Origin of the sequence: Amycolatopsis sacchari, from assembly GCF_900114035.1 — a bacterium.
Classification (GTDB): domain Bacteria; phylum Actinomycetota; class Actinomycetes; order Mycobacteriales; family Pseudonocardiaceae; genus Amycolatopsis_E; species Amycolatopsis_E sacchari.
Genome location: NZ_FORP01000002.1, coordinates 249,588 through 276,475, shown reverse-complemented (window position 1 = coordinate 276,475; position 26,888 = coordinate 249,588). Strand labels below are relative to the sequence as shown.

Sequence of the window (26,888 nt, the reverse complement as noted above, 5' to 3'; positions counted from 1 at the left end):
TCCGTTGCGTGCCGGTGCGGCACGTGCCCTGTTCGAGCGGGCGAGGACACCCGCGCGTGGCGAAGGAGTTCTCCCTTGAGGCCGTATCCGTTCACCGCCGTCGTCGGGATGCCGGATCTGCGGCTCGCGCTCGTGCTGTCGGCCATCTCACCCGCGATCGGCGGCGTGCTCGTGCGGGGCGAGAAGGGCACGGCGAAGTCCACGATGGTCCGCGCGCTCGCCGGGCTGCTGCCGGAGGTGGACGTCGTCGAGGGCTGCCGCTTCTCGTGTGACCCCGCGCGCCCCGATCCCGTCTGCCCCGACGGTCCGCACACCGGTGCCGCCGCGACGCGCCGCCCCGCGCGCCTGGTCGAGCTGCCCGTCGGCGCGGCCGAGGACCGCGTGGTCGGCTCCCTGAACCTGGAGCGCGCGCTGGCCGAGGGCGTCACCGACTACCAGCCGGGCCTGCTCGCGGCCGCGCACCGCGGCCTGCTGTACGTGGACGAGGTCAACCTGCTGCACGACCACCTCGTCGACACGCTGCTCGACGCCGCGGCGATGGGCCGCGCGACGGTCGAGCGCGAGGGCGTCTCGGTCTCGCACGCGGCGCGCTTCGTGTTGATCGGCACCATGAACCCCGAGGAGGGCGAGCTGCGGCCGCAGCTGCTCGACCGGTTCGGGCTGACCGTCGAGGTCGCCTCCAGCCGTGATCCCGGGCAGCGCGCGGAGGTGATCCGGCGGCGCCTGGCGTACGAGGCGGACCCGGACGGTTTCGCCGGCCGCTACGCCGAGGAGGACGCCGCGCTGGCCGCCGAGATCCAGGCGGCGCAGAAGCTGCTGCCGTCCGTGGAGCTGACCGACGACGCGCTGCGGCAGATCGCGGAGGTCTGCGCCTCGTTCGACGTGGACGGGATGCGGGCGGACATCGTCACCGCGCGGACGGCCGTCGCGCACGCGGCGTGGGCCGGGCGCACGGAAGTGTCCACCGAGGACATCCGTGTCGCCGCGCGGCTGGCGTTGCCGCACCGGCGTCGCCGCAACCCCTTCGACGCGCCGGGGATCGACGAGGAGCAGCTGGAACAGGCCCTGCGGGACGCCGAGCCGCCGGAGCCGGACGACGACGGCCCCGGTTCGGGTTCCGAGGCGCCGTCGGAGGCCCCGCCGGAAGGCGGCGACGGCGGGCAGACCCCGACGGCCGGGCAACAGGGCGGCGGTGAACAGCGTGCGGGAGCGGGGAAACCGTTCAAGGCCAGGCTGTTCCGCGTCGCCGGAGTCGGTGAGGGCGAGCGTGGCCGCCGGTCGCGGGCGATCACCGAATCCGGCCGCACCATCGGTGTGCAGCCGCCGAGCGTCCGGGAGGGCAAGCCGCACCTCGTCGCCACACTGCGTTCCGCCGCGCCGCACCAGCGCGGCCGTGGCCGGTCCGGTCCGGGATTGGTGCTGCGCAAGGGAGATCTGCGCTACGCGCGGCGCGAGGGCAACGAGGGCAACCTCGTGTTGTTCTGCGTGGACGCGTCGGGCTCGATGGGCGCGCGGTCGCGGATGCGCGAGGTGAAGACCGCTGTGTTGTCGCTGCTGCTCGACGCCTACCAGCGGCGGGACAAGGTCGGGCTGGTCACCTTCCGGGCGCAGGGCGCGGAACTCGCACTGCCGCCGACGATCAGTGTCGAGGCCGCCGCGGCCCGGCTGGAGGCGCTGCCGACCGGCGGCCGCACGCCGTTGGCGGAAGGACTGCTGGAGGCGGCGAGGGTGCTGCGCGTGGAGGAGTTGCGTGACCCGCGCCGCCGCCCGCTGCTCGTCGTCGTCACGGACGGCCGCGCCACGAGCGGGCCCGACGCCGTACGCCGCTCGCATGCCGCGGCCGAGCTGCTGGCCGGCGTGACGGCGGTGGTGATGGACTGCGAGTCCGGCCGGATGCGGCTCGGGCTCGCCGCCGAACTGGCCGAGCACCTCGGCGCGGAACACGTGCCGCTCGGCGAGGTCGCCGCGGATTCGCTGACCAGCGCCGTGAAATCCCGGCTGGGGAGGGCCGCCTGATGCCACAGGGCAAGCCGGAGGTCGTGCCGGACGACGGCCTGACCACGCGCCAGCGCCGCAACCGCCCGGTCTTCGCCGTCCACACCGGACCGATGAAGGGCAAGTCCACGGCCGCGTTCGGGATGGCGCTGCGGGCGTGGAACCAGGGCTGGTCCATCGGCGTGTTCCAGTTCGTCAAGTCCGCGAAGTGGCGGGTGGGCGAGGAGAGCGCTTTCCAGGCGCTCGGCGAGCTGCACGAGAGCACCGGGCAGGGCGGGCCCGTCGAGTGGCACAAGATGGGCGAGGGCTGGAGCTGGTCCCGCAAGGCGGGCTCGGAGGAAGACCACGCCGCGAACGCCCGTGAGGGCTGGGCCGAGATCAAGCGGCGCCTGGCCGAGGAGCGCCACGACTTCTACGTGCTGGACGAGTTCACCTATCCCCTGAAGTGGGGCTGGATCGACGTTTCCGACGTCGTGGAGACGATCCGGGACCGGCCGGGCCGGCAGCACGTCGTGATCACCGGCCGCGACGCGGCGCCGGAACTCGTCGAGGCCGCGGACCTCGTGGTCGAGATGACGAAGGTCAAGCACCCCATGGACGCCGGGCAGAAGGGCCAGCGGGGGATCGAATGGTAGCCAGGGTCGTCATCGCGGCCCCCGGCTCCGGACACGGCAAGACCACCGTCGCGGCCGGGCTGATGGCGGCGCTGCGGGCACGCGGGATCGACGTGTCCGGGCACAAGGTGGGCCCGGATTTCATCGACCCGAGCTACCACGCGCTCGCGACCGGGCGCCCGCCTCGCAACCTGGATCCCTTCCTGCAGAGCGAAGAACTGCTCGTCCCGTTGCTGCTGCACGGGGCGGGCGAACTCGCCGTGATCGAGGGCGTGATGGGCCTGTTCGACGGTGCGCTGGGCACCGAAGGCTTCGCGTCGACCGCGCACGTCGCGCGGCTGCTGGACGCGCCCGTCGTCCTCGTGGTGGACGCGAGCGCGGCGAGCCGCAGCGTCGCCGCGACGGTGCTGGGCTTCGCGACGTACGACCCGCGCCTCCGGCTCGCCGGGGTGATCCTCAACAAGCTCGGCTCGCAGCGGCACGAGGACGAGATCCGCGCCGCGCTCGCGCCGACGGGCATTCCCGTGCTGGGAGCGTTGCGGCGCACCGAGGACATCCACGCGCCGAGCCGTCACCTCGGGCTGGTGCCGGTCGCCGAGCGGGCGGCGGAGTCGCAGCGGCTGCTGCCGAAGCTCGCGGCATGGATCAGTGAGGGCGTGGATCTGGAAGCGATTGTGCGGGTGGCGCGGGGGGCTTCGCGGTTGGGCGGACAGCCGTGGTCACCCGGAGCTTCGTGGGATGGGCCACGGAAGGTCGTGGCCGCGGCGGCCGGGGAAGCGTTCACGTTCCGCTACACCGAGACCGTGGAACTGCTGGTGGCGCTCGGCGTCGATGTGGTGGACGTGGATCCGTTGCAGGACAAGGCGTTGCCGGAGGGTTGCGCGGGGCTGTACTTCGGCGGCGGGTTCCCGGAGGTGCACGTCGAGGAGCTGTCCGCGAACGCGCCGTTGCGCGAGGAGATCGCTGCCGCTGTCCACAGTGGAATGCCGGTGGTCGCGGAGTGCGCCGGGTTGCTGTACCTGTGCCGGGAACTCGACGGGCAGCCGATGGTCGGCGCGCTCGACGCGGTGGCACGCATGACGAAACGCGGTGCGCTCGGCTACCGGCGTGCGGTGGCGCCCCAGCCGCACCTGCTCGGCGAGACGGGAGACCGCGTGACGGGGCACGAGTTCCACCGCACGGAGGTCCTGCCACGCCACGGGAAAGCGCCCGCGTGGGAGTGGGACGGCAAGGCCGAGGGCTTCGCGACGCCGACGCTCCACGCCTCGTACCTGCACGTCCACTGGGCGGGGCACCCGTCGCTCGCGCGGCGGTTCGCGGCCGCGGTGCACCGGCATGGCTGACTACGACCTGCACCACCACGGGGATCGCGAGGTCGGTGACGGCCTGGTCGACCTGGCGGTGAACGTCCGCCTGCCCGAGCCGCCGGAATGGTTGCGACGCGAGCTGGCCGAGGCCTTGGGTGACCTGGCCGCGTATCCCGATCCCACCGCGGCCACCGAAGCCGTCGCCGCACGGCACGGGCGCCGTCCCGACGACGTGCTGGTCACGGCCGGTGCCGCGGAGGCCTTCACCTTGCTGGCCACGGCTTTCCGCGACCGGAACGCCGTCGTCGTGCACCCGCAGTTCACCGAACCCGAGGCCGCGCTGCGGGCCGCCGGGCACGAGCCGAGGCGGGTGGTGCTGCGGCCGGATTTCACGCTCGATCCCGCGCTGGTGCCCGAAGACGCCGACTTGGTGTTCGCCGGCAATCCCACGAACCCGACGTCCGTGCTGCACCCCGCCGCCACGCTCGAAGCGTTGCTGCGTCCCGGCCGGGTGGTGGTCGTCGACGAAGCGTTCCTCGACGCGGTCCCGGGTGAGCCGGAGTCGCTGGCCGGGAAAGCGCTTCCCGGGCTCGTCGTGTTGCGCAGCCTCACGAAGACGTGGGGGATCGCCGGGTTGCGGGCGGGCTACCTGCTGGCCGAACCCGACGTGGTGCGGCGGCTGAAGGCCGTGCAGCCGCCGTGGTCGGCTTCGACCCTCGCGGCGCGGGCCGTCGTCGCCTGTTGCCGCCCGGCCGCGCTCGACGAGGCCGACAAGCTCGCCATCGCCGCCGAACGCGACCGCGAGCGGCTCGTCGCGGGGTTGCGGGAACTCGGCGTCGAAGTGCTCGGTGAGCCCCGTGCCCCGTTCGTGCTGGTGAAAATCCCTGGGGCACAGGGCATCCGCGAGCGGCTGCGTGAACAGGGGTACGCCGTCCGCCGGGGTGACACGTTCCCCGGGCTGGACGGCGACCACCTGCGGCTCGCCGTGCGCGACGAGGCTACGACGACTGCTTTTCTCCGGGTGCTGGCTCGCCTTCTGCCGGCGTGAGGTTCGCCGACCGCCCGGTCACCTTGAAGAACACCAGGATCAGCACCCCGATCGCCAGCCACACCAGCCCGCCGACCTTCGCGTGGATGTCGGCGTTGACCAGCACGTACCCGATGATCACGAACCCGATCAGCGGCACGACGAGGTGCAGCCCGAAGTTCCGGTCCCGCCGCCGGAACAGGTAGTGCGACACCACCGAAACGTGCAGCAGCAGGAACGAGAACAACGCGCCGAAGTTCACCAGGGACGACAGCAGCGCGATCTGCCCGACCAGGAACAGGCCCAGCACCAGGGAAATCCCCGCGACGAGCAGGATGGCCTTCTCCGGCACGCGGCGCACCGGGTGCACGTGGCGCAGGAACCGCGGCAGCTGCCCGTCACGGGCCATCGAGAACAGCAGCCGCGATGTCGCCGCCTGCGCGACGAGCGAGTTCGCGATCGCCGTCCCGATCGCGACGGCCAGCGCCACGACGATCTCGAACGTCCGCCCGCCGATGAGGTTCGAAATGTCGTAGAACGCGTTGTTGGCCGCGTCGTCGCTCTCGAACTGCGTCTTGCCCGGTACCAGCAGCGCCGCGAGGTACGTCTGCACGACGAACAGCACGGCGACGAGCGTCAGCGCCAGCAGCGTGGCCCGGCCGATCACCCGCGAACCGCCCGTGACCTCCTCGGACATCGTGGAAATCGCGTCGAACCCGAGGAACGACAACACCGCGATCGACAACGCCCCGAACACCAGGGACGGTGAGAACTCGGCGGAGTTGAAGAACGGCGTGCCCGACCAGTGCGCCCCACCCGAGCCGCGGCTGATGCCGATGACCGCGAGCACCACGAACGCCGCCAGCACGAGCAGCTGCGCGTAGAGGAACACCTTGTTCGCCGTCGCCGTCGTCTCGATGCCCCGCAGGTTGATCAGGGTGTTGAGCAGGACGAACAACACGATCCACGCCCACTGCGGCACGCCGGGCACGACGTTGGCCATGGCCTGCGCGCCGATGACGTAGAGCAGCGTGGGCACGAGGAGGTAGTCGAGCAGGATCGCCCAGCCGGCCAGGAATCCCGCGGGCTGGGCGATGCCGCGGCCGGCGTAGGAGTAGACCGAGCCGGCGATCGGGAAGGCGCGGGACATTTCGCGGTAGCTGATCGCGGTGAAGATCATCGCGACCCAGCCGATGACGTAGGTCAGCGGCACCATGCCCGACGAGCCGTCGAACACCGAACCGAAGATCGAGAACGGCGCGATCGGGACCATGAAGACCATGCCGTACACGACCAGGTCGCGCACGGTCATCGTGCGCCGGAGTTCCTGCTGGTAGCCGAACCTGTGGAGTTCGGGTTCACTCATTTCTCCGCCTCCAGAAACGCGCCGACGATCTCCAGGTAGGCATCCTGCTCCTCCACGTGCGGCATGTGGGAGGAGTTTTCGAAACGGTGATGACGAACGTCCGGAATCCTTTCCAGGTAGGGCCGGACACAGTCGTCGGTGGCCTCGTCGTACCGGCCGTTGACCACGAGCGTCGGCACCTCCACCGCCGGCAGCCGGTCGATGACGCTCCAGTCGCGCAGCGAACCGATGACGTGGAACTCGTTGGGGCCGTTCATCGCGCGGTAGACCGTCGGGTCCTCGGCCAGCGCCTCGTTGGTGCGCTGGACCTCCGGTGGGTTCGGCACGATCCGGCAGACGTGCCGCGCGTAGAAGACGTCCGTCGCCGCCTTGTATTCGGGGTTCTCGTAGTCCTCGGCGGCTTCGTACCGTTCGAGGGTCTCGCGGACGTCGCCGGGCAGCTCCGCGCGGAGCTTTTCGGCCGCCGCGGTCCAGTCGCGCATCGACGCGGGCGAGTCGGCGATGACGAGCCTGCGCAGTCCGGCGGGTTTCCGCACGGCGTGTTCGGCGGCGAGCATCCCGCCCCACGACTGCCCGAGGACGTCGTACTCGTCCGCGATGCCGAGGTGGGTCAGGAGGTTGCCGAGCTCTTCGAGGAACAGCTCGACGGTCCAGAAACCCGGTTCGGCGTCCCGCAGCCGGGTGGATTCGCCGCAGCCGAGCTGGTCGTAGTGGACGACGGCCCGGTGCCGGTTCGCCAGGCCCGCGATGCTCAGCACGTAGTTGTGGGTGCAGCCGGGCCCGCCGTGGAGCACGACGAGCGGCACGCCGGAGCCGAGTTCGCCGGTGATCCGGTACCAGGTGCGGTAGTCGCGGAAGGGGGCGAAGCCGGTGGTGGAGGGGACCATGGCGGGTAGGGTACTCCGCAAAGGTACTCAAGCTATACCTTTAATCTGGAATTTACGATGTGCGGGTGTCCGAAGAGCGCGAGTTGTCGACGCCCGTCCAACCGGTGTCCGCGGCCAAGGCCGTCGCCGACCGGTTGATCGCCGCCATCGCCGTCGGTGACTATTCGGCGGGGGAACGCCTGCCGGCCGAACGGGACCTGGCCGACATGCTGGCCGTGAGCCGCGTGACGGTGCGAGCGGCGCTCGCGGACCTGCGGGAGGCGGGGTACGTCGAAATCCGGCGTGGCCGCACCGGCGGTTCGTTCGTGCGGCAGGACTGGGGCGAGCGGACCGCGGGCGTGGTGCGCGATCTGCTCGGCAAGGACTGGGACCAGCTGGAGGAACTGTTCGACCTGCGGCGGCTCATCGAGTCGCTGATCGCCCGCACCGCCGCGGAACGGCACACGCTGGAGGACGACGCGGCGATCCTCGGGGCGCTCCGGCGGTACGAGGAGGCGCGGGACGGGGTGAGCGCGCGGGCCGCGGACGTGGAACTCCACCGCAGCATCGCCACGGCGGCGCACAACCCACCGCTCGCGGATCTCAGCCGTCAGCTGCTGGCGCAGGTGAGCCTCGGCATCAGCCACGAGCCGTTCACGCCGGAGTTGCGGGAGATGGCCTTGCCGCAGCACCGGGCCTTGGTGGAGGCCATCACGAACAGCGACCCGGACGCGGCGGCCGCCGTGGCGCGGGAGCACTTCCGGATCACCGAGCACGCGCTGCGCCACGCCGTGGACCGCGCGGAGGGGTAGGGCTTCAGGCGCGGTGGCCGTCGGCGGCGCGGTGGCCTCGGCGGCATGGCCGCCATCAAGCCGGCGCCGCCAGCCCGGCGGCGGGTGGTGCGGGCGGCCAGGCGAGCGCTACCAGCGCGGCGGGCATCGGCGGAGGAGCGGGCCGCCCCGGCAGCCGTCAGGTCGGCGCCGCCAGCCCGGCGGCGGGTAGCGCTTCAGCGGCCGTCCGCCCAACCCCGCCAGCCCAGCGCCGCCGCAGCGGCCCTCCCCGCAACCCCCGTCAGACCAGCGCCACCAGCGCCGCGGCCGTCGCGGCCTCGACGCACGCGCCCAGCACGTCCCCGGTGATGCCGCCCAGCCTGCGCACGCACCGCCACAACAGCACCCCCGCCACGGCGTACGCCACGGCGACCGCGAGCGGGCCGCGCCACCACGGCAGCCCCGGCAGCAACACCGACAACCCCGCCGCGAGCGCGAAGACGACCACCGCGAGTGGCAGCGGCACCGAGCCGGACACCGTCGCGCCCAACCCTTCCGCCCGCGCCGACGGCACGAACCCCGTGCAGCACAACGAAAGCACGCACCGCCCCACCACGACGGCCGCCGCGCCCGCCCACGGTCCGGCCGCCGCCATCGCTCCACATTGGACGATCAGTACGAGCACCAGCGCCGCCACCCCGGTCGGCCCGGAATCGCCGCGCCGCATGATCTCCAGCGCCCGCGCGCGGTCGTACGAAGCGCCGAGGCCGTCCGCCGTGTCGGCCAGGCCGTCCAGGTGCAGCCCGCGGCTGCCCAGCGCCACGGCACCCACCGCCACGCCCGCGACGGCGAGCGACGGCAACCCGAGCAGCTGCCCGGCGTAGAGCACCAGCCCCGCCAACGCGGCCAGCGGCAGCACCGCGACCGGGCCCAGCACCATTGCCCCGCCCGCGACGCGGCGGTCGATCCGGGACGGCGGCGGCACGGGCAGCGCCGTCAGCGTGCCGACCGCCATGCGCAGTGCGTCAAGCAAGATCGGCCAGCAGCCCCATCTCGGCGAGGACCGCCCGCGCCGCCCGCAACGTCGGCACCGCCTGCACGGCCCCGCTGCCCTCACCGAGCCGCAGCCCGAGGTCGAGGATCGGCGCCAGCCCCAGCGCCTTGAGCGCGTACGCCTGCGACGGCTCGGTCGACCGGTGCCCGGCGAGCCACCAGTGCACGGCGTCCGGCGCGATCTCCCGCGCTACCAACGCGGCCGCGCCCGAGAACACGCCGTCCAGCAACACCGGCACCCCGCGCACCGCGCCCTGCACCAGGAAACCCGCCGTCGCCGCGGCACACGCGCTGCCCAGGGCGGTCAGCACGTCGAACGGGCCGTCACCCCGCGGCCGCGCCAGTGCCCGTTCCACCACGGCGACCTTGCGCGCCCGCCCGGCTTCGTCGACCCCCGTGCCCGTGCCGACGACGTCCGCCGCCGGCAGCCCGAGCACCGCCGCGACCAGCGCCGCCGCCACCGCCGTGTTGCCGATCCCCATGTCGCCGGGGATGAGCAGGTCCGCGCCGCCGTCGATCTCTTTGTCGGCCACTTCGCGGCCCACGTCGAAAGCACGCGAAGCCTCGCCCGGCGCCAGCGCGTCCTCGACGTCGATCGAGCCCGAGCCGCGGCGGATCTTGTACGCCCGCACGTCCTCGGGCACGTCCGCGAGGTCGTCGTCCACCGCGATGTCCAGCACCCGCACGCGCGCGCCGACCTGCTTCGCCAGCACGTTCACACCGCTGCGGCCCGCCAGGAACACGCGCACCATCGCCGCGGTGACCTCCCGCGGGTACGCCGACGTCGCCGACACCCCGTGGTCACCGGCGAACACCACGACCCGCACGTCCTCGACCGGCCGCGGCGGCACCACGCCGTGGGCGGCGGACAGCCACGCCGCCAGCTCTTCGAGCCTGCCCAGCGCGCCGACCGGTTTCACGAGGGCGTCGAGCCGGGCCAGGGCCTCCTCGCGAGCGCGGGAGTCCGGAAGCGGAACGTCAATCACAGCAATGCCCTTTCGCCGAGGCGCAGCACGCGCCCGGCCACCACGAGCTGGACGCTGTCCGACTCCGCGGCGACCCGGTTGTTCAACGCCCCCAGCACATCACGGAACACGCGCCCGGACACCGTCGCGGGCACCACACCCATGCCGACCTCGTTGCTGACGGCCACGATCGGTACGTGCGCGTTCACCCAGGCGGCCAGGAAGTCCTCCAGCCGGTCGTCGAGCCGCAGCTCCCAGCCGTTCGCCTGCTCCCACGCGCCGACCTCGCCGAGCACGCGGCTGACCCACGTGCCGAGGCAGTCGATCAGCAGCGGGCGGGACGCTCTGCGCACCGTCGCGGCCAGGTCGGACGTCTCCACCGTGCGCCAGTTCGCCGGGCGGCGGGCCTGGTGCAGCGCGATGCGCGCGGCCCACTCGGGGTCGTCGTCGCTCGCCGGGTAGCCGGGCGCCACGTAGACGACCTCGGGGTGCCGGTTCATCAGGCGTTCGGCGTGCCGGGACTTGCCCGAGCGGACGCCGCCGAGGACGAGCACCTTCGCTTCGTCGCCGGAGTACCGGCGGAGCAGCCGCGCGGCGGTCTCGAACGAGGAGGCGAGCCGCTGGGTCAGCTTGGTCATACCCGGCATTCTCGTGCAAGCGCTACGGTCGTGTGCGTGGTGTATGCAAGATCGTTGACCAGGCTGGGGCTTGTCGCCGGATACGCGCTGGACGCGGCCTTCGGCGATCCCCGTCGCGGTCACCCGGTCGCCGTGTTCGGGCGCGCCGCGGGAGCGCTGGAACGGCGGATGTGGGCCGGTTCGCGGCCCCGCGGTGCCGCCTACGCCGCGATCTGCACCGGGGCAGCGGCTGGGCTCGGCGCGCTTGTCCACGTCGCGACGCGCCGGCGTCCCGTCGCCCGCTTCGCCGCCACCGCGCTCGCCACCTGGACCGTCCTCGGCGGCCGAGGCCTGGCGCGGGAAGGCGCCACCATGGCCCACCTGCTCGACGCCAACGACCTGCCCGCCGCGCGAAGCCGCCTGTCCCACCTGTGTGGCCGTGACGCGACCGGTCTGGACTCCAAGGAACTCGCCCGCGCGGCCACCGAATCCATCGCGGAGAACACGTCGGACGCCGTCGTCGCACCGCTGTACTGGGGCGCGGTCGCCGGGCTGCCCGGCCTGCTCGGCTACCGCGCGCTCAACACCCTCGACGCCATGGTCGGCCACCGCTCGCCCCGCTACGAACGCTTCGGCTGGGCCTCGGCCCGCGCGGACGACGTGGCGAACCTCGTGCCCGCCCGGCTCGGTGCGCTCGCCGCGGTCGCCTGCGCGCCGCTCGTCGGCGGGAGCCCGGCGCGGGCGTGGCGTGTGTGGCGGCGCGACGGCCGCCGTCATCCCAGCCCGAACGCGGGACAGGTCGAGGCCGCCTTCGCCGGAGCGCTGGACGTCCGGCTCGGCGGGGTGAACAGCTACGGGGGGCGCGCGGAGGACCGCGGGACGCTCGGCGACGGACCCGCGCCCGGCACCGCTGACCTGCACCGTTCGGTCCGGCTGTCGAAAACCGTCGGGCTGGCCGCACTCGCCGCGGCGGTGGCCCGGTGAGGGGACTGCTCATCGCGGGCACCACTTCGGACGCCGGCAAGAGCCTCGTCACGGCCGGGGTGTGCCGGTGGCTGGCGCGGCAGGGGCTGCGTGTCGCGCCGTTCAAGGCGCAGAACATGTCCAACAACTCGATGGTGTGCGCGGACGGCGCGGAGATCGGGCGCGCGCAGTGGTTGCAGGCGCGGGCCGCGGGGGTCGAGCCCGAGGCGGCGATGAACCCGGTGCTGCTCAAGCCGGGCAGCGACCACCGCAGTCACGTCATCGCGCTGGGCAAACCGTTCGGCACGCTCGAAGCGGGCGAGTACGCGACCGGTCGGAAAGCGCTTGCACAACTCGCGTTCGACACGTTCGAGGACCTGCGGAGCCGGTTCGACGTGGTCGTGTGCGAGGGCGCCGGCAGTCCCGCGGAGATCAACCTGCGCGCGGGCGACTACGTGAACATGGGGCTGGCACGGCGGTTCGACCTGCCGGTGCTCGTCGTCGGCGACATCGACCGCGGGGGTGTGCTGGCCGCGATGTACGGCACACAGGCGTTGCTGGAACCCGCCGACCAGGCGCTGCTGGCGGGCTGGATCGTCAACAAGTTCCGCGGTGACGTGGGGTTGCTGCGGCCGGGCCTCGATCGGATCGAGGAGCTGACCGGGCGTCCCGTGCTGGGGGTGCTGCCGTGGCTCGACGGGGTGTGGATCGACTCCGAGGACGCGCTGGCCGCGGCGGGCTGGCGCCGCGAGCAGGACGGCGGTTCGCTGCGGGTGGCCGTGGTGCGCTTTCCGCGTGCGTCCAACGCGACCGATGTGGACGCACTCGCGGCGGAGCCCGGCGTGCACGTCCAGCTGACGGCCGAACCGGACGTGGTGCGCACGAGCGAAATCGTGGTGCTGCCGGGCACCCGCGCGACCGTCGACGACCTCGGCTGGCTGCGGGCACGCGGCCTCGACGACGTGCTGGCCGAGCGGGTCCGAGCGGGACGGCCGGTGCTGGGCATCTGCGGTGGTTACCAGATGCTGGCGGAGGAGATCCACGACGACGTCGAGTCCGGTGCCGGCCGCGTGCCGGGGCTCGGACTGCTGCCGACGACGGTGTCGTTCACGGCGGAGAAGGTGCTGGGGCGTCCCGTGGGCAGCTGGCGCGGGCACGAGGTCGAAGCGTACGAAATCCACCACGGCAGCGCGCTCGCGCACGGCGACGCGGAACCGTTCCTCGACGGCTGGCGCGTCGGCCCGGTGTGGGGCACGACCTGGCACGGCACGCTCGACAACGACGGCTTCCGCCGGGCGTGGCTGGCCGAAGCCGCGGCGCAGGCCGGGGTGTCGTGGTCCCCGAGCGCCGGTGCGCCGGGCTTTTCGGCTCTGCGGGAGTCCATGGTGGACAGGCTCGCCGACGCCGTGGCGGAGCACCTCGACACCGAGGTGCTCCTGCGGCTCATCCGGGCTGGGGCACCGGACGGGCAGCGGATCTTGTGAACGCGCGGTCGGCGAGCGTGCCGAACACCAGCGCGAACACCGTCCACAGTGTCAGCTGCGTGCCGAGCGATGATGTGCGGAAGCTCCACAGCGTCGTGGCGGGGAAGTCCGCGGGCACCTCGTCGACGACCGGCAGCAGCCACGCGCACAACGCCATGACGACCACGTAGCCGAGGCACGCGACGATCCCGCCCGTCCAGGCGTCGTACCGGTCGGCGAGCGTGCGGCCCGCGAACGCGGCGACGACACCGGCCACAATGGACAGTGCGACGAACGCGAAGTACAGCTCCGTGCGGGACTGGATGGTCCCTTCCTGGCCGACCGCGGGCGGGTTCGCCGGGTACTTGAGGAACGGCACCAGCACGACCACCACGAACGCCGCCGCGGTCACGAACAACGCCGTGTGCCGCGGCCGCAACCGCCCGATCCGGCCGTAGGCGAACGCGAAAGCCAAGGCCAGCAACCCACCCATGGCGATCGCGTACACCCCGACGCCGACGAACAGGCCGATCGTGCTCTGGGTGGTCCGGCTGACGAGCTCCTCGCCGTGCTCGTGCGCGCCGGACTCCTCGAACCCGATGGCGAGGTTCACCGACGGTTCGCCGAACACGTAGGCGAAGAGGGTGGCGAGCACACCGGCGACCAGGCCCGCGAGCATGCCGCGGACCAGCAGTGTCCTCATCATGTCAGTGGCAGGGGAAGGCGAGCAGGTGCCGTCCGTCGTGGACGAACTCGTGGACGTAGTGGTTCGCGATCACCGAGGCGGCACCCTGCTCGGTGGAGACGAAGTAGAGCGCGATCAACGCGAGCAGACCGACGAGCACCGCCCACGGCACGATCTGCCGGATCGGGATGCGGACGGGGATCGGCGCCGGAATCGATGCGGCGGCCTGGGTCATGATGAGGTCCTCCTCGGGCTTGCGCGGCCTGCTCGGGGTGCTCGCGATGGTCCGGGTCTGACTTCCCGGGGACCTAGGCCCGGGTCACAGTGGCGCGTCCGCGCGGATTCTCACCGCTTCCGGTCGCCATCGCCTTGCCGTCCCACGGTAAACCAGGGGCGGGGTGGGGTCAATGTGGAGGGGTGGGGGTTGGGGGTTGGGCCAGCGGGTCAACTCTCATCGCCATCGCCATCGCCATCGCCATCGGTCGGCTGCTACCGCCAGCGCCACCGCTACCACCCGGCAGCCAGCGGTCGGCGGTCGGGCGCTGGGCGCCCTGCGCCTCGTGGTCGGCGCCCTGCGCCTGGGCGCGTTGGGTGCCGGGGTCTACCGGGTGTGGGCGGTGGGCCCCTGTTCGCTTCGAGTTGCACGGTTGCGGGTCAGGCCAGTAGTACTTGTACTCCTTCTGTTTCGAAGGCGGCGATCTGTGTTGGGGTTGCCGCTGTGTCGGTGATCAACATCTGCACATCCGTTGTGGCGCAGACTCTCGCGAAGGCGAACGCGCCCAGTTTCGTGCTGTCCGCGACTGCCACCACCTCGCGGGCCTGCGATGCCAGCAGGCGCGTGACTTCCGCGTCCGCCTCTTGTCCGTGGTACAAGCCACGTGCCGCATCCAGGGCGTCCACACCGATGAAGGCCAGGTCCAGCCGCACTTCCCGCAGGACGGGTGTTGCGAGGGGGCCGGTCAGTTCGAACGTGCCCGTGCCCGCGACGCCGCCCGTCGTCACGATCTTGATGCACTGCCGCACCGCCAGTTCGTGGGCGATGTTCAGTGCGTTCGTCACCACGGTGAGCGCGGGGACCGTCGTGCTTTCGTTGAACTCCGGGCGCACCGCCAGTGCGCGGCCCACTTCGGTCGTCGTCGTACCGCCGTTCAAGCCGACGACCATGCCGCGGCGGACGAGTTGTGCCGCGACCTCGCCGATGCGCCGTTTCTCCTCCGCGTGGTTCCCGGCGCCGTACCGCAGCGAAAGGTCGTAGGCGACCGAGCTGCGCACGGCACCACCGCGCGTCCGGATCAGCAACTGCCTGCCGGCCAGGTGATCGAGGTCCCGGCGAATGGTGGCGGGGGAGACCCGGAGTTCCTTCGCCGTTTCTTCGACCTCGATCCTGTCCCGCCGCCCGACCATTTCGAGCAGCGTGTTCAGGCGTTCGTCTCGATTCACGCCTAACTACTACCCGCTTTCCCGGCACGTCGGAAATCGGCTGTTCGGGGAAAACCCGCCGGAGGTCGCCCGGTGGGTTGTCCGACGTTTTCTCACAGACCCCGCAGGAAGGCAAGGGACGGCATGAAGAAGTATTCCGCCCCCTTCACCGTCACCGCCTGCGGAATCGCGTCCACCACCTGCGCGCCATTGCGGCCCCAGTCCCGCGAATAGCTCGGATCCGGCCGCGCACCCTGCCCGATCACCGGGTCCAGGCCGGGTGCCGAACCGTCCGGGGTGCTCGGGAAACCGGCGTTGTTCGCCCAGTTGAGCTGCGTGAACTCGAACTGGTCGACCAGGTCGCTGTTGAACGCCATGAAAAGCAGTCCGACGTCCTTCGTGGGCCGGACCACCGGCGGCAGATCGGCACTGGGATCGTCCAGCCGCCTGCCGTAGGTCTGCCCCCGGCGCGCCATCAGGTGCCGCCGCTCGGCCTCCGGTGCCTCGAAACCACCCGAACCCCGCGGATTCGTCTTGCGGATGTGCGCGTGGAAGGGGCATTTCTGGCCGAGTTTGTCGCTGTCGTAGCTGAAATCGTTCTCCACCGGCGAGTGCGCGCCCGCGGCGCTCTGCGAAACCAGCGGGGTGCCGTCCTCGAAACGGCCGACGAGCATCGCGCCCGCCCGTTCCGCGTCCTCGCCTTTCAGGCCCAGTTCCTCGGCGAGGTCCTGCTCCGCCTGCTTGAACAGCTGGACGTTCTGCTCCAGTTTCCGGAACACGAAGTAGCTGCCGAAGTGCACGCCGGGGTCCGGCGCCGCGGGATCGGGAACCAGGACCTGGCTCAACGGAGCCGCCGGGTCCCATTCGTTGATCCCGTCCGTGGTGTCGCGCTCGAGCTCCACGTCCTCGGTGAGGAACAGCGGCTGGCTGCGCCCGTCGACGTACCCGAAATGCTCGATCCCGTCGCCGTTGTCGTTGGTGAGCCCGCGCCCGGTCTCCTCGCCGAGCACGGTCACGGACGGCGGCAGCAACGCGAGCAACTCGGCTCGCTTCGTCCGCGTCGTCGCCGTGCTCGCGTCACCGACCAGCACCACGGCGTCGATCGTGGCCTGGTACGGCTGTTCCCACGTCGCCGGGTCCGGATCGCGCAGCGTGCCGGCCGACTGCTTCGCCCCCTGCTGGAACGGCCCGTTGCCGGGCACCGCCGTGATGCCGAGCTTCGCGTAACCCGAGGCGGTCAGCCCGACCCCGACGTACGGCGTGCCGCCACCACTGCCTGACTTGAACGCCTCGACCTCTTCCAGGTGCGTCCTGGCGGACTTCATGAGCCCGGCCACCGCCCCGAGGAACGTCTTCGCCTCCCCGGCGTCCCCGAAACCCAGGAACAGCACGGAAAGGTGATCGCGGACGTGTGCCTTCAGGATGTTCGGCTGCAGCTCGTCCAGCATCGTGGCGGCGTCGCCGTCGGCGGTTTTCCAGGACAGCGGGGTGGACAGGTCAACGGCCATGAGAGCCCCCTCTTCGGTGAACCTGCTGACCTCCCTAAGTGCCGAATTCCACCGCCCGGATGCAGTACGCGGGGCTTTTCACTCGGATGGCGCAACGAGGACAGCGAAAAGCCCCCTGCGCGCCGTACTTACGTGACGCACAGAGGGCTTTTCGGGTGATCCTCTTACGCGATCGGCCGGTCCGTGGGCCGGATCGGTGCCGGCAGCAGGTCACGCTCCGGCACGAGGTAGCGGTCCACCGCCGCCGCGGCGGAGCGGCCCTCCGCGATCGCCCACACGATCAGCGACTGGCCGCGGCCCATGTCGCCCGCCACGAAGACGTTGTCGAGGTTCGTCCGGTACTCCGCGTTCCGCGCGACGTTGCCCCGCTGGTCCAGGTCGACGCCCAGCGACTCGAGCAGGCCCTCGCGCTGCGGGCCGACGAACCCCATCGCCAGCAGCACCAGCTGTGCGGGCAGTTCCCGTTCGGTCCCTTCGACCGGCACGAACTTGCCGCCCTCGTTGCGCACCTCGACCAGCCGCAGCGCCCGCAGGTTCCCGTCGTCGCCGGCGAGGAACTCCTGCGTGTTCACCGAGTACAGGCGCTCGCCGCCCTCCTCGTGCGCCGACGACACGCGGAAGATCATCGGGTACGTCGGCCACGGGTGCGCCGCCGACCGCGACTCCGGCGGCCGCGGCATGATCTCCAGCTGCGTCACCGAAAGCGCGCCCTGCCGGTGCGCCGTGCCGACGCAGTCCGCGCCCGTGTCGCCGCCGCCGATCACCACGACGTGCTTGCCGTCCGCCGAAATCGGCGGCTCCGCCAGCTCACCCGACGCGACCCGGTTCGCCCACGGCAGGTACTCCATCGCCTGGTACACGCCCGGCACCTCGCGACCGGGGATCGGCAGGTCCCGCCACGCCGTGGCACCACCGGCGAGCACCACGGCGTCGTACCGCGCCCGCAGCTCGTCCGCGGTCACGTCGACGCCGACGTTCACCCCGGTCCGGAACTCCGTGCCCTCCGCGCGCATCTGGTCCAGCCGCCGGTCCAGCCGCCACTTCTCCATCTTGAACGCCGGGATCCCGTACCGCAGCAGGCCGCCGATCGCGTCCGCCCGCTCGAACACCACCACGTCGTGGCCGGCGCGGGTCAGCTGCTGCGCCGCCGCCAGGCCGGACGGGCCCGAACCCACCACCGCGACCTTCTTGCCCGTCTTCGTGGCGGGCGGCTGCGGCGTGACCCAGCCCTCCTCCCACGCACGGTCCACGATGGAGATCTCCACGCGCTTGATCGTCACGGGATCGTCGTTGATCCCGAGCACGCACGCGGTCTCACACGGCGCCGGGCACAGGGTGCCGGTGAACTCCGGGAAGTTGTTGGTGGCGTGCAGCCGCTCGATGGCGTCGCGCCAGTCGTCGCGCCACACCAGGTCGTTCCACTCGGGGATGAGGTTGCCCAGCGGGCAACCCTGGTGGCAGAACGGGATGCCGCAGTCCATGCAGCGCCCGGCCTGCTTCTCCAGCTTGGTCGAGTGGAAGTCCTCGTAGACCTCGCGCCAGTCGAGCAGCCGCAGCGGCACCGGACGGGTCTTCGGCGTCTCGCGCGGCGTCGTCAGAAAACCCTTCGGGTCAGCCATGTGCGGCCTCCATGATCGCCTCGTCGACATCACGGCCGTCGCGCTCGGCTTCCGCCCGCGCGGCCAGAACTCGCTTGTAGTCGCTGGGCATGACCTTGCCGAACCGCTCGACGGCCACGTCCCAGTCGGCCAGCAGCGCGTGCGCCACCGCCGATTCCGTTTCCACGTAGTGCTTTTCGACCGCGTCGCGCAGGAACTCGACGTCCTCGTCGTCCAGCGGGTCGAGGTCCACCATCTCCCGGTTGACGCGCAACGCGGGCAGGTCGAGCACGTAGGCGATACCGCCGGACATGCCGGCCGCGAAGTTCCGCCCCACCGGGCCGAGCACGACGACGCGCCCGCCGGTCATGTACTCGCACCCGTGGTCGCCGACGCCCTCCACGACGGCCAGCGCGCCCGAGTTGCGGACGCAGAACCGCTCGCCGACCTTGCCCCGCAGGAAGATCTCGCCGCCGGTCGCGCCGTAGCCGATCACGTTGCCCGCGATGATGTGCTCCTCCGCGGTGAACTGCGCGCTCCGGTCCGGCCGCACGATGACCCGCCCACCGGACAGGCCCTTCGCCACGTAGTCGTTCGCGTCGCCGAACAGCCGCAGCGTGATGCCCCGCGGCAGGAACGCGCCGAACGACTGGCCCGCGGTGCCCGTGAACGTCACGTCGATCGTGTCGTCCGGCAGGCCCTCGCCGCCCCACCGCTTGGTGAGTTCCGAACCCAGCATGGTGCCCACGGTCCGGTTCACGTTGCGCACGGGCAGTTCGAGCTTCACCTTGTCGCCCGAGTTCAGCGCACCCTCGGCGAGCTGGATCAGCGTGTTGTCCAGCGCCTTGTCCAGCCCGTGGTCCTGCGCGACGACGCGGTGCCGCGCCGCCCTCGGCGCCAGCTCGGGCACGTGGAAGATCGGCGACAGGTCCAGCCCGGCCGCCTTCCAGTGGTCGACCGCGCGGCGCTTGTCGAGCACCTCGGCGTGCCCGACGGCCTCCTCGATGGACCGGAAACCCAGCTGTGCCAGGTATTCCCGGACCTCCTGGGCGATGAACTCGAAGAAGTTCACCACGTACTCGGCCTTGCCGCTGAACTTCTCCCGCAGCTTCGGGTTCTGCGTCGCGACGCCCACCGGGCAAGTGTCGAGGTGGCAGACGCGCATCATGATGCAGCCCGACACCACGAGCGGCGCGGTCGCGAAGCCGAACTCCTCCGCGCCGAGCAGCGCGGCGATCACCACGTCACGCCCGGTCTTGAGCTGCCCGTCGGTCTGCACGACGATGCGGTCCCGCAACCGGTTCGCCAGCAGCGTCTGCTGCGTCTCGGCCAGGCCCAGCTCCCACGGCCCGCCCGCGTGCTTGATCGACGACAGCGGCGAGGCACCGGTACCGCCGTCGTGCCCGGAGATGAGCACGACGTCCGCGTGTGCCTTGGACACCCCCGCCGCGACCGTGCCGACGCCGACCTCCGACACCAGCTTCACGTGGATGCGGGCGGCCGGATTGGCGTTCTTGAGGTCGTGGATCAGCTGCGCCAGGTCCTCGATCGAGTAGATGTCGTGGTGCGGCGGCGGGGAGATCAGCCCGACACCCGGCGTGGAGTGCCGCGTCTTCGCGATCCACGGGTACACCTTCGCGCCGGGCAGCTGCCCGCCCTCGCCGGGCTTGGCGCCCTGCGCCATCTTGATCTGGATGTCGTCGGCGTTGACGAGGTACTCGCTGGTGACGCCGAACCGGCCGCTCGCGACCTGCTTGACGGCGGACCGCCGCTCGGGGTCGTAGAGCCGCTCCGGGTCCTCGCCGCCCTCGCCGGTGTTGGACTTGCCGCCCAGCCGGTTCATCGCGATCGCCAGCGTCTGGTGCATCTCCTGCGAGATCGAGCCGTAGGAGATGGCGCCCGTGGCGAACCGCTTGACGATCTCCGAGACCGGCTCGACCTCGTCAAGGGGCACCGGCGGCCGCACACCCTCCTTGAACTCGAACAGCCCGCGCAGCGTCATGAGCTTCTCGGACTGCTCGTCGACCGCGCGCGTGTACTCCTTGAAGATCTCGTACTTCCCGGTGCGCGTGGAGTGCTGCAGCTTGAACACCGTGTGCGGGTTGAACAGGTGCGGCTCGCCCTCGCGCCGCCACTGGTAGTCCCCGCCGGTCTCCAGCTCGCGGTGCGCCGGGCGCATGCCGTCGCGCGGGAAGGCGCGCTTGTGTCGCTGCGCCACCTCCTCGGCGAGCGTGTCGAAACCGACGCCGCCCAGCCGCGACGTGGTGCCGCGGAAACAGGTGTCGACGACCTCCTCGCCGAGCCCGATCGCCTCGAAGATCTGGGCGCCGGTGTAGGAGGCCACAGTGGACACCCCCATCTTCGACATGGTCTTGCGCACGCCCTTGCCCAGCGCCTTGATCAGGTTCCGGGTCGCCTGCTGCGGCGTGACACCCGGGATCTTGCCCCGGTGCGCCAGCTCCTCGACGGTCGCCATCGCCATGTACGGGTTGACGGCGGCGACGCCGTACCCGATGAGCAGCGCGATGTGGTGCACCTCGCGGGCGTCGCCGGACTCGACGATCAGCCCGACCTGGGTGCGGGTCTTCTGCCGCACCAGGTGGTGGTGCACCGCGCCGGTCAGCAGCAGCGACGGGATCGCCGCGTGCCGCTCGTCGACGCCGCGGTCGGACAGCACGATGAGCCGCGCCCCGTCCTCGATCGCCTCGGACACCTCGGCGCAGATCTCGTTCAGCCGCTCGACGAGCGCCTTGCCGCCGCCGTCGACGCGGTAGCGGCCCTGCACGGTGACCGCCTGGAACTCCGGCAGGTCGCCGTCGTCGTTGATGTGCACGAGCTTGGCGAGCTCGTCGTTGTCCAGCACGGGGAACGGCAGAACGATCTTGCGGCAGTGCTCCGGGCCCGCGTCGAGCAGGTTCGGCTCCGCGCCGAGCTGGGTGCCCAGCGACGTCACCAGCTCCTCGCGGATGGCGTCCAGCGGCGGGTTGGTCACCTGCGCGAACAGCTGGCTGAAGTAGTCGAAGATCTGCCGCGGTTTGCTCGACAGCGGGGCGAGCGGGGAGTCGTTGCCCATCGAGCCGATGGGTTCGGCCCCGCTGCGCGCCATGGGTTCGAGGAGCGTTTCCAGCTCCTCCTCGGTGTAGCCGAAGGCCTGCTGCCGCCGCACGAGAGACGCGTGCGTGGGCACCTCGCGGTCGCGCTCGGGCAGCTCTTCCAGCCGCACCAGCCCGCTGTCGATCCACTCGGCGTACGGGTGCTGCGCCGCCAGCTCGCCCTTGATCTCCTCGTCGTCGATGATGCGTCCCTGCGCGGTGTCGACGAGGAACATGCGGCCCGGCTCCAGCCGTCCCTTGCGCACGATGCTCGCGGGGTCCAGCTCCAGCACGCCGACCTCGCTGGCGAGCACGACGAGCCCGTCCTCGGTGACCCAGTAGCGGGCCGGGCGGAGGCCGTTGCGGTCCAGCACCGCGCCGATCTGCGTGCCGTCGGTGAACGACACCAGCGCGGGGCCGTCCCACGGCTCCATCAGGGAGGAGTGGAACTCGTAGAACGCCCGGCGGGCGGGGTCCATCTCCTCGTGGTTCTCCCACGCCTCGGGGATCATCATCAGCACGGCGTGCGGCAGGCTGCGGCCGCCGAGGTGGAGCAGCTCCAGCACCTCGTCGAACGTCGCCGAGTCGCTCGCGTCCCGCGTGATGATGGGGTAGAGCCGCGACAGGTCGCCGGGGATCAGGTCCGTGGCGAGCATCGACTCGCGCGCGTCCATCCAGTTCCGGTTGCCGCGCAACGTGTTGATCTCGCCGTTGTGCGCCACGTACCGGTACGGGTGCGCCAGCGGCCACGACGGGAACGTGTTGGTGGAGAAGCGGGAGTGCACCAGCCCGATGGCGCTCACGACGCGCTCGTCGGTCAGGTCCGGGAAGAACCGCTCCACCTGCGGCTCGGTCAGCATTCCCTTGTAGACGATCGTCCGCGACGACAGGCTGGGGAAGTAGACGCCCTCGGGCTCCAGCGCGTGCTCGGCGCGCTTGCGCACGCAGAACGCGAGCCGCTCCAGCGCCAGCCCGCTCACCTCGGGCTCGCGGGCGGCCAGGAAGAGCTGGCTGAAGTGCGGCATGACGCTCTTCGCCGTCGGGCCCACGTGTTCGGGGTCCACGGGCAGCTCCCGCCAGCCCAGCACCGACATGCCCTCTTCGGCGGCGATGCCCTCGATCGCGCTCATCGCCCGGCCGCGCGCGGTTTCGTCGACCGGCAGGAACGCCGTGCCCACCGCGTAGTGACCGGCTTCGGGCAGCGCGAAGTCCACGACCTCGCGGTAGAAGGCGTCCGGGACCTGGATCAGGATCCCCGCGCCGTCACCGGTATCGGGTTCGGCTCCGCGAGCACCGCGATGTTCGAGGTTGCGCAGCGCGACGAGCGCCTTCTTCACGATCTCGTGGTTTCTCCGGCCGGCGAGATCGGCGACGAAGGCGACACCGCAGGCGTCGTGTTCGTACTGCGCGTCGTACAAGCCTTGGGGCTCGGTCGAACTGTGGCGGGTCACGGCTGGCCGCCTCCTTGGGCGTAGGCAGCCCGGGGGTTCACTCGATCGAGCGGGTCTTGGCAGACCTGCTAACGGAGCCGTCCCGGGCCGCGATGGTCAGTCGAGAAGGAAAACGGGCTAGGCGGCACAAGGGCAGACGCCAGCGCCCGGCCACACATCAGCGGGTGGCCGCTAGTCGTCGGGTACGCACGTCCTTGGGCGATCTTCGATTTGAGCGCGCGTGTCTCCCCGGGCGTGGTGGGGCCCGTTTCGACGGCGCGGTTGTTACTCCCGGGTTCGCCGGGTCTTATGACAGTAGTGTGAATTCGGCGTTATCGACATACGTCGTTCGCGTCGCGTGGGAAATGCCACGCGGGCGTTGACTGTCGACCTTCCTTCGGTCTTACCGTCCCGCACCGGGGTTGAGCAGCGGAAACAGGGATCCGGGCGGGGCTGTGCGGGCCTCGCCGGGGCAGGCGGCACGTCCGGTTCGGTAACCGTAGTGTTACTTCCCCCACGGCGGCGCGGGCCCCGCGAGTGCGCCGGCGGAGGCCTTCCGCCGTGGATAATGACCGTGTGGACGGACTGGCGATGCGCTTTCTGGGCCACTCGACAGTCCGCCTGGAGACAGCCGGCCGGGTGGTGCTCACGGATCCCGTGCTGACGGGCACGGTCGGCGGGCTGCGCCGCGTCGCGCCGCCGTTGCCGCCGGATGCCTGGGCAGGCGCGGATCTCGTGCTCATCTCGCACCTGCACGGTGATCACCTGCACCTGCCGTCGCTGCGGCTGCTGGGCGCCGACGTGCCGGTCGTCGTGCCGCGCGGGGCCGGGGACTGGTTGCGGCGCCGGGGTTTCCGGCGGGTGCACGAGCTCGGCGTCGGCGAGAGCCTCACCGACGGTGAGCTGACGATCACCGCCCTGTACGCCGATCACGCCGGGCACCGCTGGGGTCCGCGCTTCACCCACGGTCCGCACGCGCCCGCCGTGGGCCACCTCGTCGAGGCGCGCGGACGGCGGGTGTACGTGGCGGGGGACACCGACCTGTACGGGGAAATGGCCCAGCTGAGCGGGATCGACGTCGCGCTGCTGCCGGTGTGGGGCTGGGGGCCGTCGCTCGGCCCCGGTCACCTCGACCCGGTGCGCGCCGCCGAAGCGGCCCGCCTCATCAGGCCCGCGGTGACCGTGCCGGTGCACTGGGGCACGCTCGCGCTGCCGGGGATCGCGCGCACGAAGAAGATGCGCCGACTGCTCGTCGAACCGCCGCGCCGGTTCGCGGAGGCGGCCGCGGCCCACACCGAGGTGCGGGTGACCGAGCCCGGGGAGCACGTGCGGCTGACCGGGGTACGCCCGTGACGCTCGCGCTCGACTGGTCGGACACGTCGTCGATCGGTTACCCCACCCTGTTCCTCGGTGTCCTCATCGGATCGATCGTGCCCGTCGTGCCCACCGGTGCCCTCGTCGGCGGCGCCGCCGCGATCGCGATGACGACACCGCACCTGTCCCTGCCGCTGGTGCTGCTGCTCGCCACGCTCGGCGCGGGGATCGGCGACGTCGCCACGTTCGCCGCCGCACGCCTGGGCAGCACCGCCGCGGTGCGCTGGCTCTCGCGCGGGCAGGGGGCGGAGCGGCTCGCCTCCGCGCGCGTGCGGTTCGAGCGGCGTGGCTGGCAGCTGATCGTGATCGGGCGGCTCGTACCCGCGGGCCGCATCCCGGTGCTGCTCGCGGCAGGCGCGGTTTCCTACCCGTGGCGGCGCCTGCTGCCCGCGACGCTCGTCGCGTGTGTGCTGTGGGCGGTCGCCTACGCTCTGCTGGGCGTGCTGAGCGGGGGCATCTTCGACTCGCCACTCGTGGCCACCGCGCTCGCGGCGGTGCTGGTCCTGCTGGTGACGGTCGTGCTGAACCTCGTCGCGAAACGGCGGCGGGCGAAAACAGGGGTGGGGAAATGACGGAGGCGGAACGCGGCCGCCTGCTGCGGCGTGGCCGCACCATCGCGCGTGGTGTGCTGGTGCTGCTGACCGTGGCGTTCGCCCTGCGGGGGCTGGACATCTGGCTCGACGGGTTCGCCATGCCGAGCTGGTGGCAGCCGATCGTGTGCGCGCTGCTGCTGTCGGTGCTGACGAGCGTGGTGTGGCCGCAGGTGCTGCGGATCGCCCTGCCGGTGGCGTTGTTCACGCTCGGCGTGGGCAGTTTCCTGCTGCTGGGCGCGGGTGCCCTCGCCGCGCTCGCCGCGGTGCCCGGGGTCGAGGTCGCGGGGTTGCGCACCGCCGTGGTCGTGGTGGTGGGCATCTCCGTGGTGAACGCGCTCGTCAGCAGCGTGCTGGCACTGGACGAGGACGAGATCTTCTTCCGCCGCGCGGTGCGCCGCAGCAGGCGCCACCCGGAGCGGCAGGCCGACCAGCCGCCCGGCGTCATCTTCCTGCAGGTGGACGGGCTCGGTTACGACGTGGTGCGGCGCGCGGTCCGCGACGGCGACATGCCGACGCTGGCGCGCTGGCTGGCCGCCGACAGCCACTCGCTGACGTCGTGGCAGACCGACTGGAGCTCGCAGACGGGCGCGAGCGTCGCGGGCATCCTGCACGGCTCGAACTCCGACATCCTCGGTTTCCGTTGGTACGAGAAGGATCGCGACCACGTGATGGCGTGCGCGCACCCGCGTGACGCCGCGGAGATCGAGCGGCGGCACTCCGACGGCCGCGGGCTGCTCGCGGTGGACGGGGCGAGCCACGGCAACCTGTTCACCGGGGACGCCCCGCACTACAGCCTGACGATGAGCGCGGTTTCGGTGCTGCTGCCGAAGGGTTTGCGGCGGCGGCGCGCCGACCGGGTCGGGACCGGCTACTACGCGTACTTCGCGAACCCGGTCAACGCTGTGCACACGCTGGGATCGGCGTTGGTGGACGTCGCCCGCGAGCTGTCGGCGGCCGCGAAGCAGCGGCGAGCCGGGGTGCGGCCGCGGGTCAAGCGTGGCGGGCTGTACCCGCTGGCGCGGCCGGGCACGACGGTCATCGCGCGGGACGTCGTGGTGTCGGCGGTGCTGGAGGACATGCTCGCCGGGCGGTCGGTGGTGTACGCGGACTTCCTGGGCTACGACGAGGTCGCGCACCACTCGGGCATCGAGCGGTTCGACTCGCTCGCCGTGCTCCGGGCCATCGACCAGCAGATCGGGCGGCTGCACCGGGCGTCGAAGCTCGCGCCGCGGCGGTACCACCTCGTCGTGCTGTCCGACCACGGGCAGACGCAGGGCTGGGCGTTCGCGGACCGGTTCGGGGAGTCGGTGGAGGAGCTGGTCGGGCGCCTGTGTGGTGGGCCGACGCCGGAGGCCGAGGTGGCGTCGGGCGGCGGGCCGATCGCGCAGCGCCTGCGGGACAGGGCGCGCAAGGCGGGCCGTCTCGAACACCGGCCCCGGGCCGACGCAGGCGGCCCGGGCGAGGTGACGCGCGTGGCGCCGGGTGTCGTGGTGACGGTGTCCGGGCACGTCGCGATGGTGTCGTTCACCGAGCACGAGGGCCGGGTCCAGCTGGAGACGATCGAGCGGGAGTACCCGGAGTTGCTGCCGGCGCTGGTGGACCACCCGGGTGTCGGGTTCCTGCTGGTGCGCAGTGCGGAGTTCGGGCCGGTGGTGCTCGACCGGGACGGGCTGCACCGGCTGGACAGCGGTTTCGTCGTGGGTTCGGATCCGTTGCTGCGCCTCAACCGACACGCGAAGGACCTCATCAAGCGCGTGGACTCGTTCCCGCACTGCCCGGACATCATGATCAACAGCCGCTACGACCCGGAGACCGACGAGGCCTCCCCGTTCGAACCGCACGTCGGCTCCCACGGCGGCTTCGGTGGCCCGCAGGAGCGGGGTTTCCTGCTGTACCCCCGTGAGTTCGAGCCCCCGGGCGAGCTGGTCGGGGCCGAGTCGCTGCACCGGGTGTTCCGCCTCTGGCTCACCAAACTCGGCCACCCGGAACCGGCTTAGCCGATCGTTTCCGGGCTTGCTTGCCGGTGCGGGTGGCGGAACCCGAGGCCCGCCCGCCCGCCCGCCAGCCCGACCACCACCCCTCATCGACGCTCCGCGGCTGTGCCTCCCACCACCACCCTCAACGGACGCGCTCCGCGCGGCTGAGCCGATTCAAACCCGTGGCGGTGCGAGCTGCGTGGGTGG

21 protein-coding genes are annotated in these 26,888 nt (G+C 71.7%); 10 read left to right on the top strand and 11 right to left on the bottom strand.

Features of this window, described 5'->3' with window-relative positions; translation table 11 throughout:
* Positions 1 to 75 precede the first annotated feature (75 nt).
* From BMZ92_RS05370 to cobC, 4 genes are read left to right on the top strand one after another with little or no spacing between them, the layout of a single operon-like run.
* Positions 76 to 2,016 (top strand): putative cobaltochelatase, encoded by a 1,941-nt coding sequence (locus BMZ92_RS05370; RefSeq protein WP_091504589.1) that lies wholly within the window; start codon positions 76 to 78, stop codon positions 2,014 to 2,016.
* Positions 2,016 to 2,630, top strand: coding sequence for a cob(I)yrinic acid a,c-diamide adenosyltransferase (cobO, locus tag BMZ92_RS05365; RefSeq protein ID WP_091504588.1), 615 nt, complete (start codon positions 2,016 to 2,018; stop codon positions 2,628 to 2,630). The genes BMZ92_RS05370 and cobO overlap by 1 nt, the downstream gene beginning before the upstream one ends.
* Positions 2,624 to 3,952 (top strand): cobyrinic acid a,c-diamide synthase CobB, encoded by a 1,329-nt coding sequence (locus BMZ92_RS05360; RefSeq protein WP_091504587.1) that lies wholly within the window; start codon positions 2,624 to 2,626, stop codon positions 3,950 to 3,952. Before cobO ends, BMZ92_RS05360 begins: the two co-directional genes overlap by 7 nt.
* The gene (cobC, locus tag BMZ92_RS05355) at positions 3,945 to 4,964 is read left to right on the top strand and encodes an Rv2231c family histidinol phosphate aminotransferase CobC (RefSeq protein WP_091504586.1); all 1,020 of its coding nucleotides are present in this window, start codon (positions 3,945 to 3,947) and stop codon (positions 4,962 to 4,964) included. Before BMZ92_RS05360 ends, cobC begins: the two co-directional genes overlap by 8 nt.
* On the opposite strand, the gene BMZ92_RS05350 is transcribed toward cobC, so the two are convergent.
* Both BMZ92_RS05350 and BMZ92_RS05345 read right to left on the bottom strand, forming a co-directional pair.
* Positions 4,915 to 6,309, bottom strand: coding sequence for an APC family permease (locus BMZ92_RS05350; RefSeq protein ID WP_091504585.1), 1,395 nt, complete (start codon positions 6,307 to 6,309; stop codon positions 4,915 to 4,917). The genes cobC and BMZ92_RS05350 overlap by 50 nt on opposite strands.
* The gene (locus BMZ92_RS05345) at positions 6,306 to 7,196 is read right to left on the bottom strand and encodes a proline iminopeptidase-family hydrolase (protein ID WP_091504584.1); all 891 of its coding nucleotides are present in this window, start codon (positions 7,194 to 7,196) and stop codon (positions 6,306 to 6,308) included. Before BMZ92_RS05345 ends, BMZ92_RS05350 begins: the two co-directional genes overlap by 4 nt.
* 65 nt (positions 7,197 to 7,261) lie before the next feature.
* Here BMZ92_RS05345 and BMZ92_RS05340 point away from each other — a divergent pair, with 65 nt between their 5' ends.
* Positions 7,262 to 7,987, top strand: a complete 726-nt coding sequence (locus BMZ92_RS05340) for a FadR/GntR family transcriptional regulator (RefSeq protein ID WP_143249798.1) — start codon at positions 7,262 to 7,264, stop codon at positions 7,985 to 7,987.
* 259 nt (positions 7,988 to 8,246) lie between these two features.
* Here the strand turns inward: BMZ92_RS05340 and BMZ92_RS05335 are convergent, their stop codons facing one another.
* Genes BMZ92_RS05335 through cobU form a run of 3 tightly spaced genes read right to left on the bottom strand, consistent with a single transcriptional unit; the run spans position 8,247 to position 10,601 of the window.
* Positions 8,247 to 8,960 (bottom strand): adenosylcobinamide-GDP ribazoletransferase, encoded by a 714-nt coding sequence (locus BMZ92_RS05335; RefSeq protein WP_091504582.1) that lies wholly within the window; start codon positions 8,958 to 8,960, stop codon positions 8,247 to 8,249.
* 10 nt (positions 8,961 to 8,970) lie between these two features.
* Entirely contained in the window at positions 8,971 to 9,984 is a 1,014-nt protein-coding gene (cobT, locus tag BMZ92_RS05330; RefSeq protein WP_091504581.1) for a nicotinate-nucleotide--dimethylbenzimidazole phosphoribosyltransferase, read from the bottom strand.
* Positions 9,981 to 10,601, bottom strand: coding sequence for a bifunctional adenosylcobinamide kinase/adenosylcobinamide-phosphate guanylyltransferase (gene cobU, locus BMZ92_RS05325; protein WP_091504580.1), 621 nt, complete (start codon positions 10,599 to 10,601; stop codon positions 9,981 to 9,983). Before cobU ends, cobT begins: the two co-directional genes overlap by 4 nt.
* 36 nt (positions 10,602 to 10,637) lie before the next feature.
* Between cobU and BMZ92_RS05320 the strand changes: the two genes are divergently transcribed.
* Positions 10,638 to 11,564 carry a cobalamin biosynthesis protein gene (locus BMZ92_RS05320; RefSeq protein WP_091504579.1) on the top strand — a complete coding sequence of 309 codons (927 nt, stop codon included), beginning with the start codon at positions 10,638 to 10,640 and terminating at the stop codon, positions 11,562 to 11,564.
* The gene (locus BMZ92_RS05315; RefSeq protein WP_091504578.1) at positions 11,561 to 13,027 is read left to right on the top strand and encodes a cobyric acid synthase; all 1,467 of its coding nucleotides are present in this window, start codon (positions 11,561 to 11,563) and stop codon (positions 13,025 to 13,027) included. Before BMZ92_RS05320 ends, BMZ92_RS05315 begins: the two co-directional genes overlap by 4 nt.
* Here the strand turns inward: BMZ92_RS05315 and BMZ92_RS05310 are convergent.
* The 6 genes from BMZ92_RS05310 to gltB all read right to left on the bottom strand — a co-directional run bounded on the left by BMZ92_RS05310 (position 12,987) and on the right by gltB (position 22,759).
* Positions 12,987 to 13,712 carry a CbtA family protein gene (locus BMZ92_RS05310; protein WP_091504577.1) on the bottom strand — a complete coding sequence of 242 codons (726 nt, stop codon included), beginning with the start codon at positions 13,710 to 13,712 and terminating at the stop codon, positions 12,987 to 12,989. The two genes, BMZ92_RS05315 and BMZ92_RS05310, sit on opposite strands and share 41 nt — an antisense overlap.
* Position 13,713: 1 nt before the next feature.
* Entirely contained in the window at positions 13,714 to 13,926 is a 213-nt protein-coding gene (locus BMZ92_RS05305; protein ID WP_091504576.1) for a CbtB domain-containing protein, read from the bottom strand.
* Positions 13,927 to 14,345: 419 nt separating this feature from the next.
* Complete coding sequence (locus tag BMZ92_RS05300) at positions 14,346 to 15,131, bottom strand: DeoR/GlpR family DNA-binding transcription regulator (RefSeq protein WP_091504575.1); 786 nt, start codon at positions 15,129 to 15,131, stop codon at positions 14,346 to 14,348.
* A 92-nt stretch (positions 15,132 to 15,223) separates the two neighbouring features.
* Positions 15,224 to 16,618, bottom strand: coding sequence for a Dyp-type peroxidase (locus BMZ92_RS05295; RefSeq protein ID WP_091504574.1), 1,395 nt, complete (start codon positions 16,616 to 16,618; stop codon positions 15,224 to 15,226).
* A 164-nt stretch (positions 16,619 to 16,782) separates the two neighbouring features.
* On the bottom strand, positions 16,783 to 18,237 hold the full coding sequence (locus tag BMZ92_RS05290; RefSeq protein ID WP_091504573.1) for a glutamate synthase subunit beta: 1,455 nt from the start codon (positions 18,235 to 18,237) through the stop codon (positions 16,783 to 16,785).
* Entirely contained in the window at positions 18,230 to 22,759 is a 4,530-nt protein-coding gene (gene gltB, locus BMZ92_RS05285; protein WP_091504572.1) for a glutamate synthase large subunit, read from the bottom strand. Before gltB ends, BMZ92_RS05290 begins: the two co-directional genes overlap by 8 nt.
* Before the next feature lie 555 nt (positions 22,760 to 23,314).
* On the opposite strand from gltB, the gene BMZ92_RS05280 reads away from it, so the two are divergent.
* The 3 genes from BMZ92_RS05280 to BMZ92_RS05270 are packed head-to-tail and all read left to right on the top strand — an operon-like array spanning position 23,315 to position 26,702.
* Complete coding sequence (locus BMZ92_RS05280; RefSeq protein ID WP_091504571.1) at positions 23,315 to 24,091, top strand: MBL fold metallo-hydrolase; 777 nt, start codon at positions 23,315 to 23,317, stop codon at positions 24,089 to 24,091.
* Positions 24,088 to 24,684 carry a DedA family protein gene (locus tag BMZ92_RS05275; RefSeq protein WP_091504570.1) on the top strand — a complete coding sequence of 199 codons (597 nt, stop codon included), beginning with the start codon at positions 24,088 to 24,090 and terminating at the stop codon, positions 24,682 to 24,684. Before BMZ92_RS05280 ends, BMZ92_RS05275 begins: the two co-directional genes overlap by 4 nt.
* Positions 24,681 to 26,702 (top strand): phage holin family protein, encoded by a 2,022-nt coding sequence (locus tag BMZ92_RS05270; protein WP_091504569.1) that lies wholly within the window; start codon positions 24,681 to 24,683, stop codon positions 26,700 to 26,702. The genes BMZ92_RS05275 and BMZ92_RS05270 overlap by 4 nt, the downstream gene beginning before the upstream one ends.
* Positions 26,703 to 26,888 lie beyond the last annotated feature (186 nt).

Excerpts from the sequence above, each read along its gene's own strand:
- cobO (WP_091504588.1), top strand. The coding sequence starts at position 2,016 with ATGCCACAGGGCAAGCCGGAGGTCGTGCCGGACGACGGCCTGACCACG.
- BMZ92_RS05360 (WP_091504587.1), top strand. The coding sequence starts at position 2,624 with ATGGTAGCCAGGGTCGTCATCGCGGCCCCCGGCTCCGGACACGGCAAG.
- cobC (WP_091504586.1), top strand. The coding sequence starts at position 3,945 with ATGGCTGACTACGACCTGCACCACCACGGGGATCGCGAGGTCGGTGAC.
- BMZ92_RS05350 (WP_091504585.1), bottom strand. The coding sequence starts at position 6,309 with ATGAGTGAACCCGAACTCCACAGGTTCGGCTACCAGCAGGAACTCCGG.
- BMZ92_RS05345 (WP_091504584.1), bottom strand. The coding sequence starts at position 7,196 with ATGGTCCCCTCCACCACCGGCTTCGCCCCCTTCCGCGACTACCGCACC.
- BMZ92_RS05335 (WP_091504582.1), bottom strand. The coding sequence starts at position 8,960 with ATGGCGGTCGGCACGCTGACGGCGCTGCCCGTGCCGCCGCCGTCCCGG.
- cobU (WP_091504580.1), bottom strand. The coding sequence starts at position 10,601 with ATGACCAAGCTGACCCAGCGGCTCGCCTCCTCGTTCGAGACCGCCGCG.
- BMZ92_RS05310 (WP_091504577.1), bottom strand. The coding sequence starts at position 13,712 with ATGATGAGGACACTGCTGGTCCGCGGCATGCTCGCGGGCCTGGTCGCC.
- BMZ92_RS05305 (WP_091504576.1), bottom strand. The coding sequence starts at position 13,926 with ATGACCCAGGCCGCCGCATCGATTCCGGCGCCGATCCCCGTCCGCATC.
- BMZ92_RS05295 (WP_091504574.1), bottom strand. The coding sequence starts at position 16,618 with ATGGCCGTTGACCTGTCCACCCCGCTGTCCTGGAAAACCGCCGACGGC.
- BMZ92_RS05290 (WP_091504573.1), bottom strand. The coding sequence starts at position 18,237 with ATGGCTGACCCGAAGGGTTTTCTGACGACGCCGCGCGAGACGCCGAAG.
- BMZ92_RS05270 (WP_091504569.1), top strand. The coding sequence starts at position 24,681 with ATGACGGAGGCGGAACGCGGCCGCCTGCTGCGGCGTGGCCGCACCATC.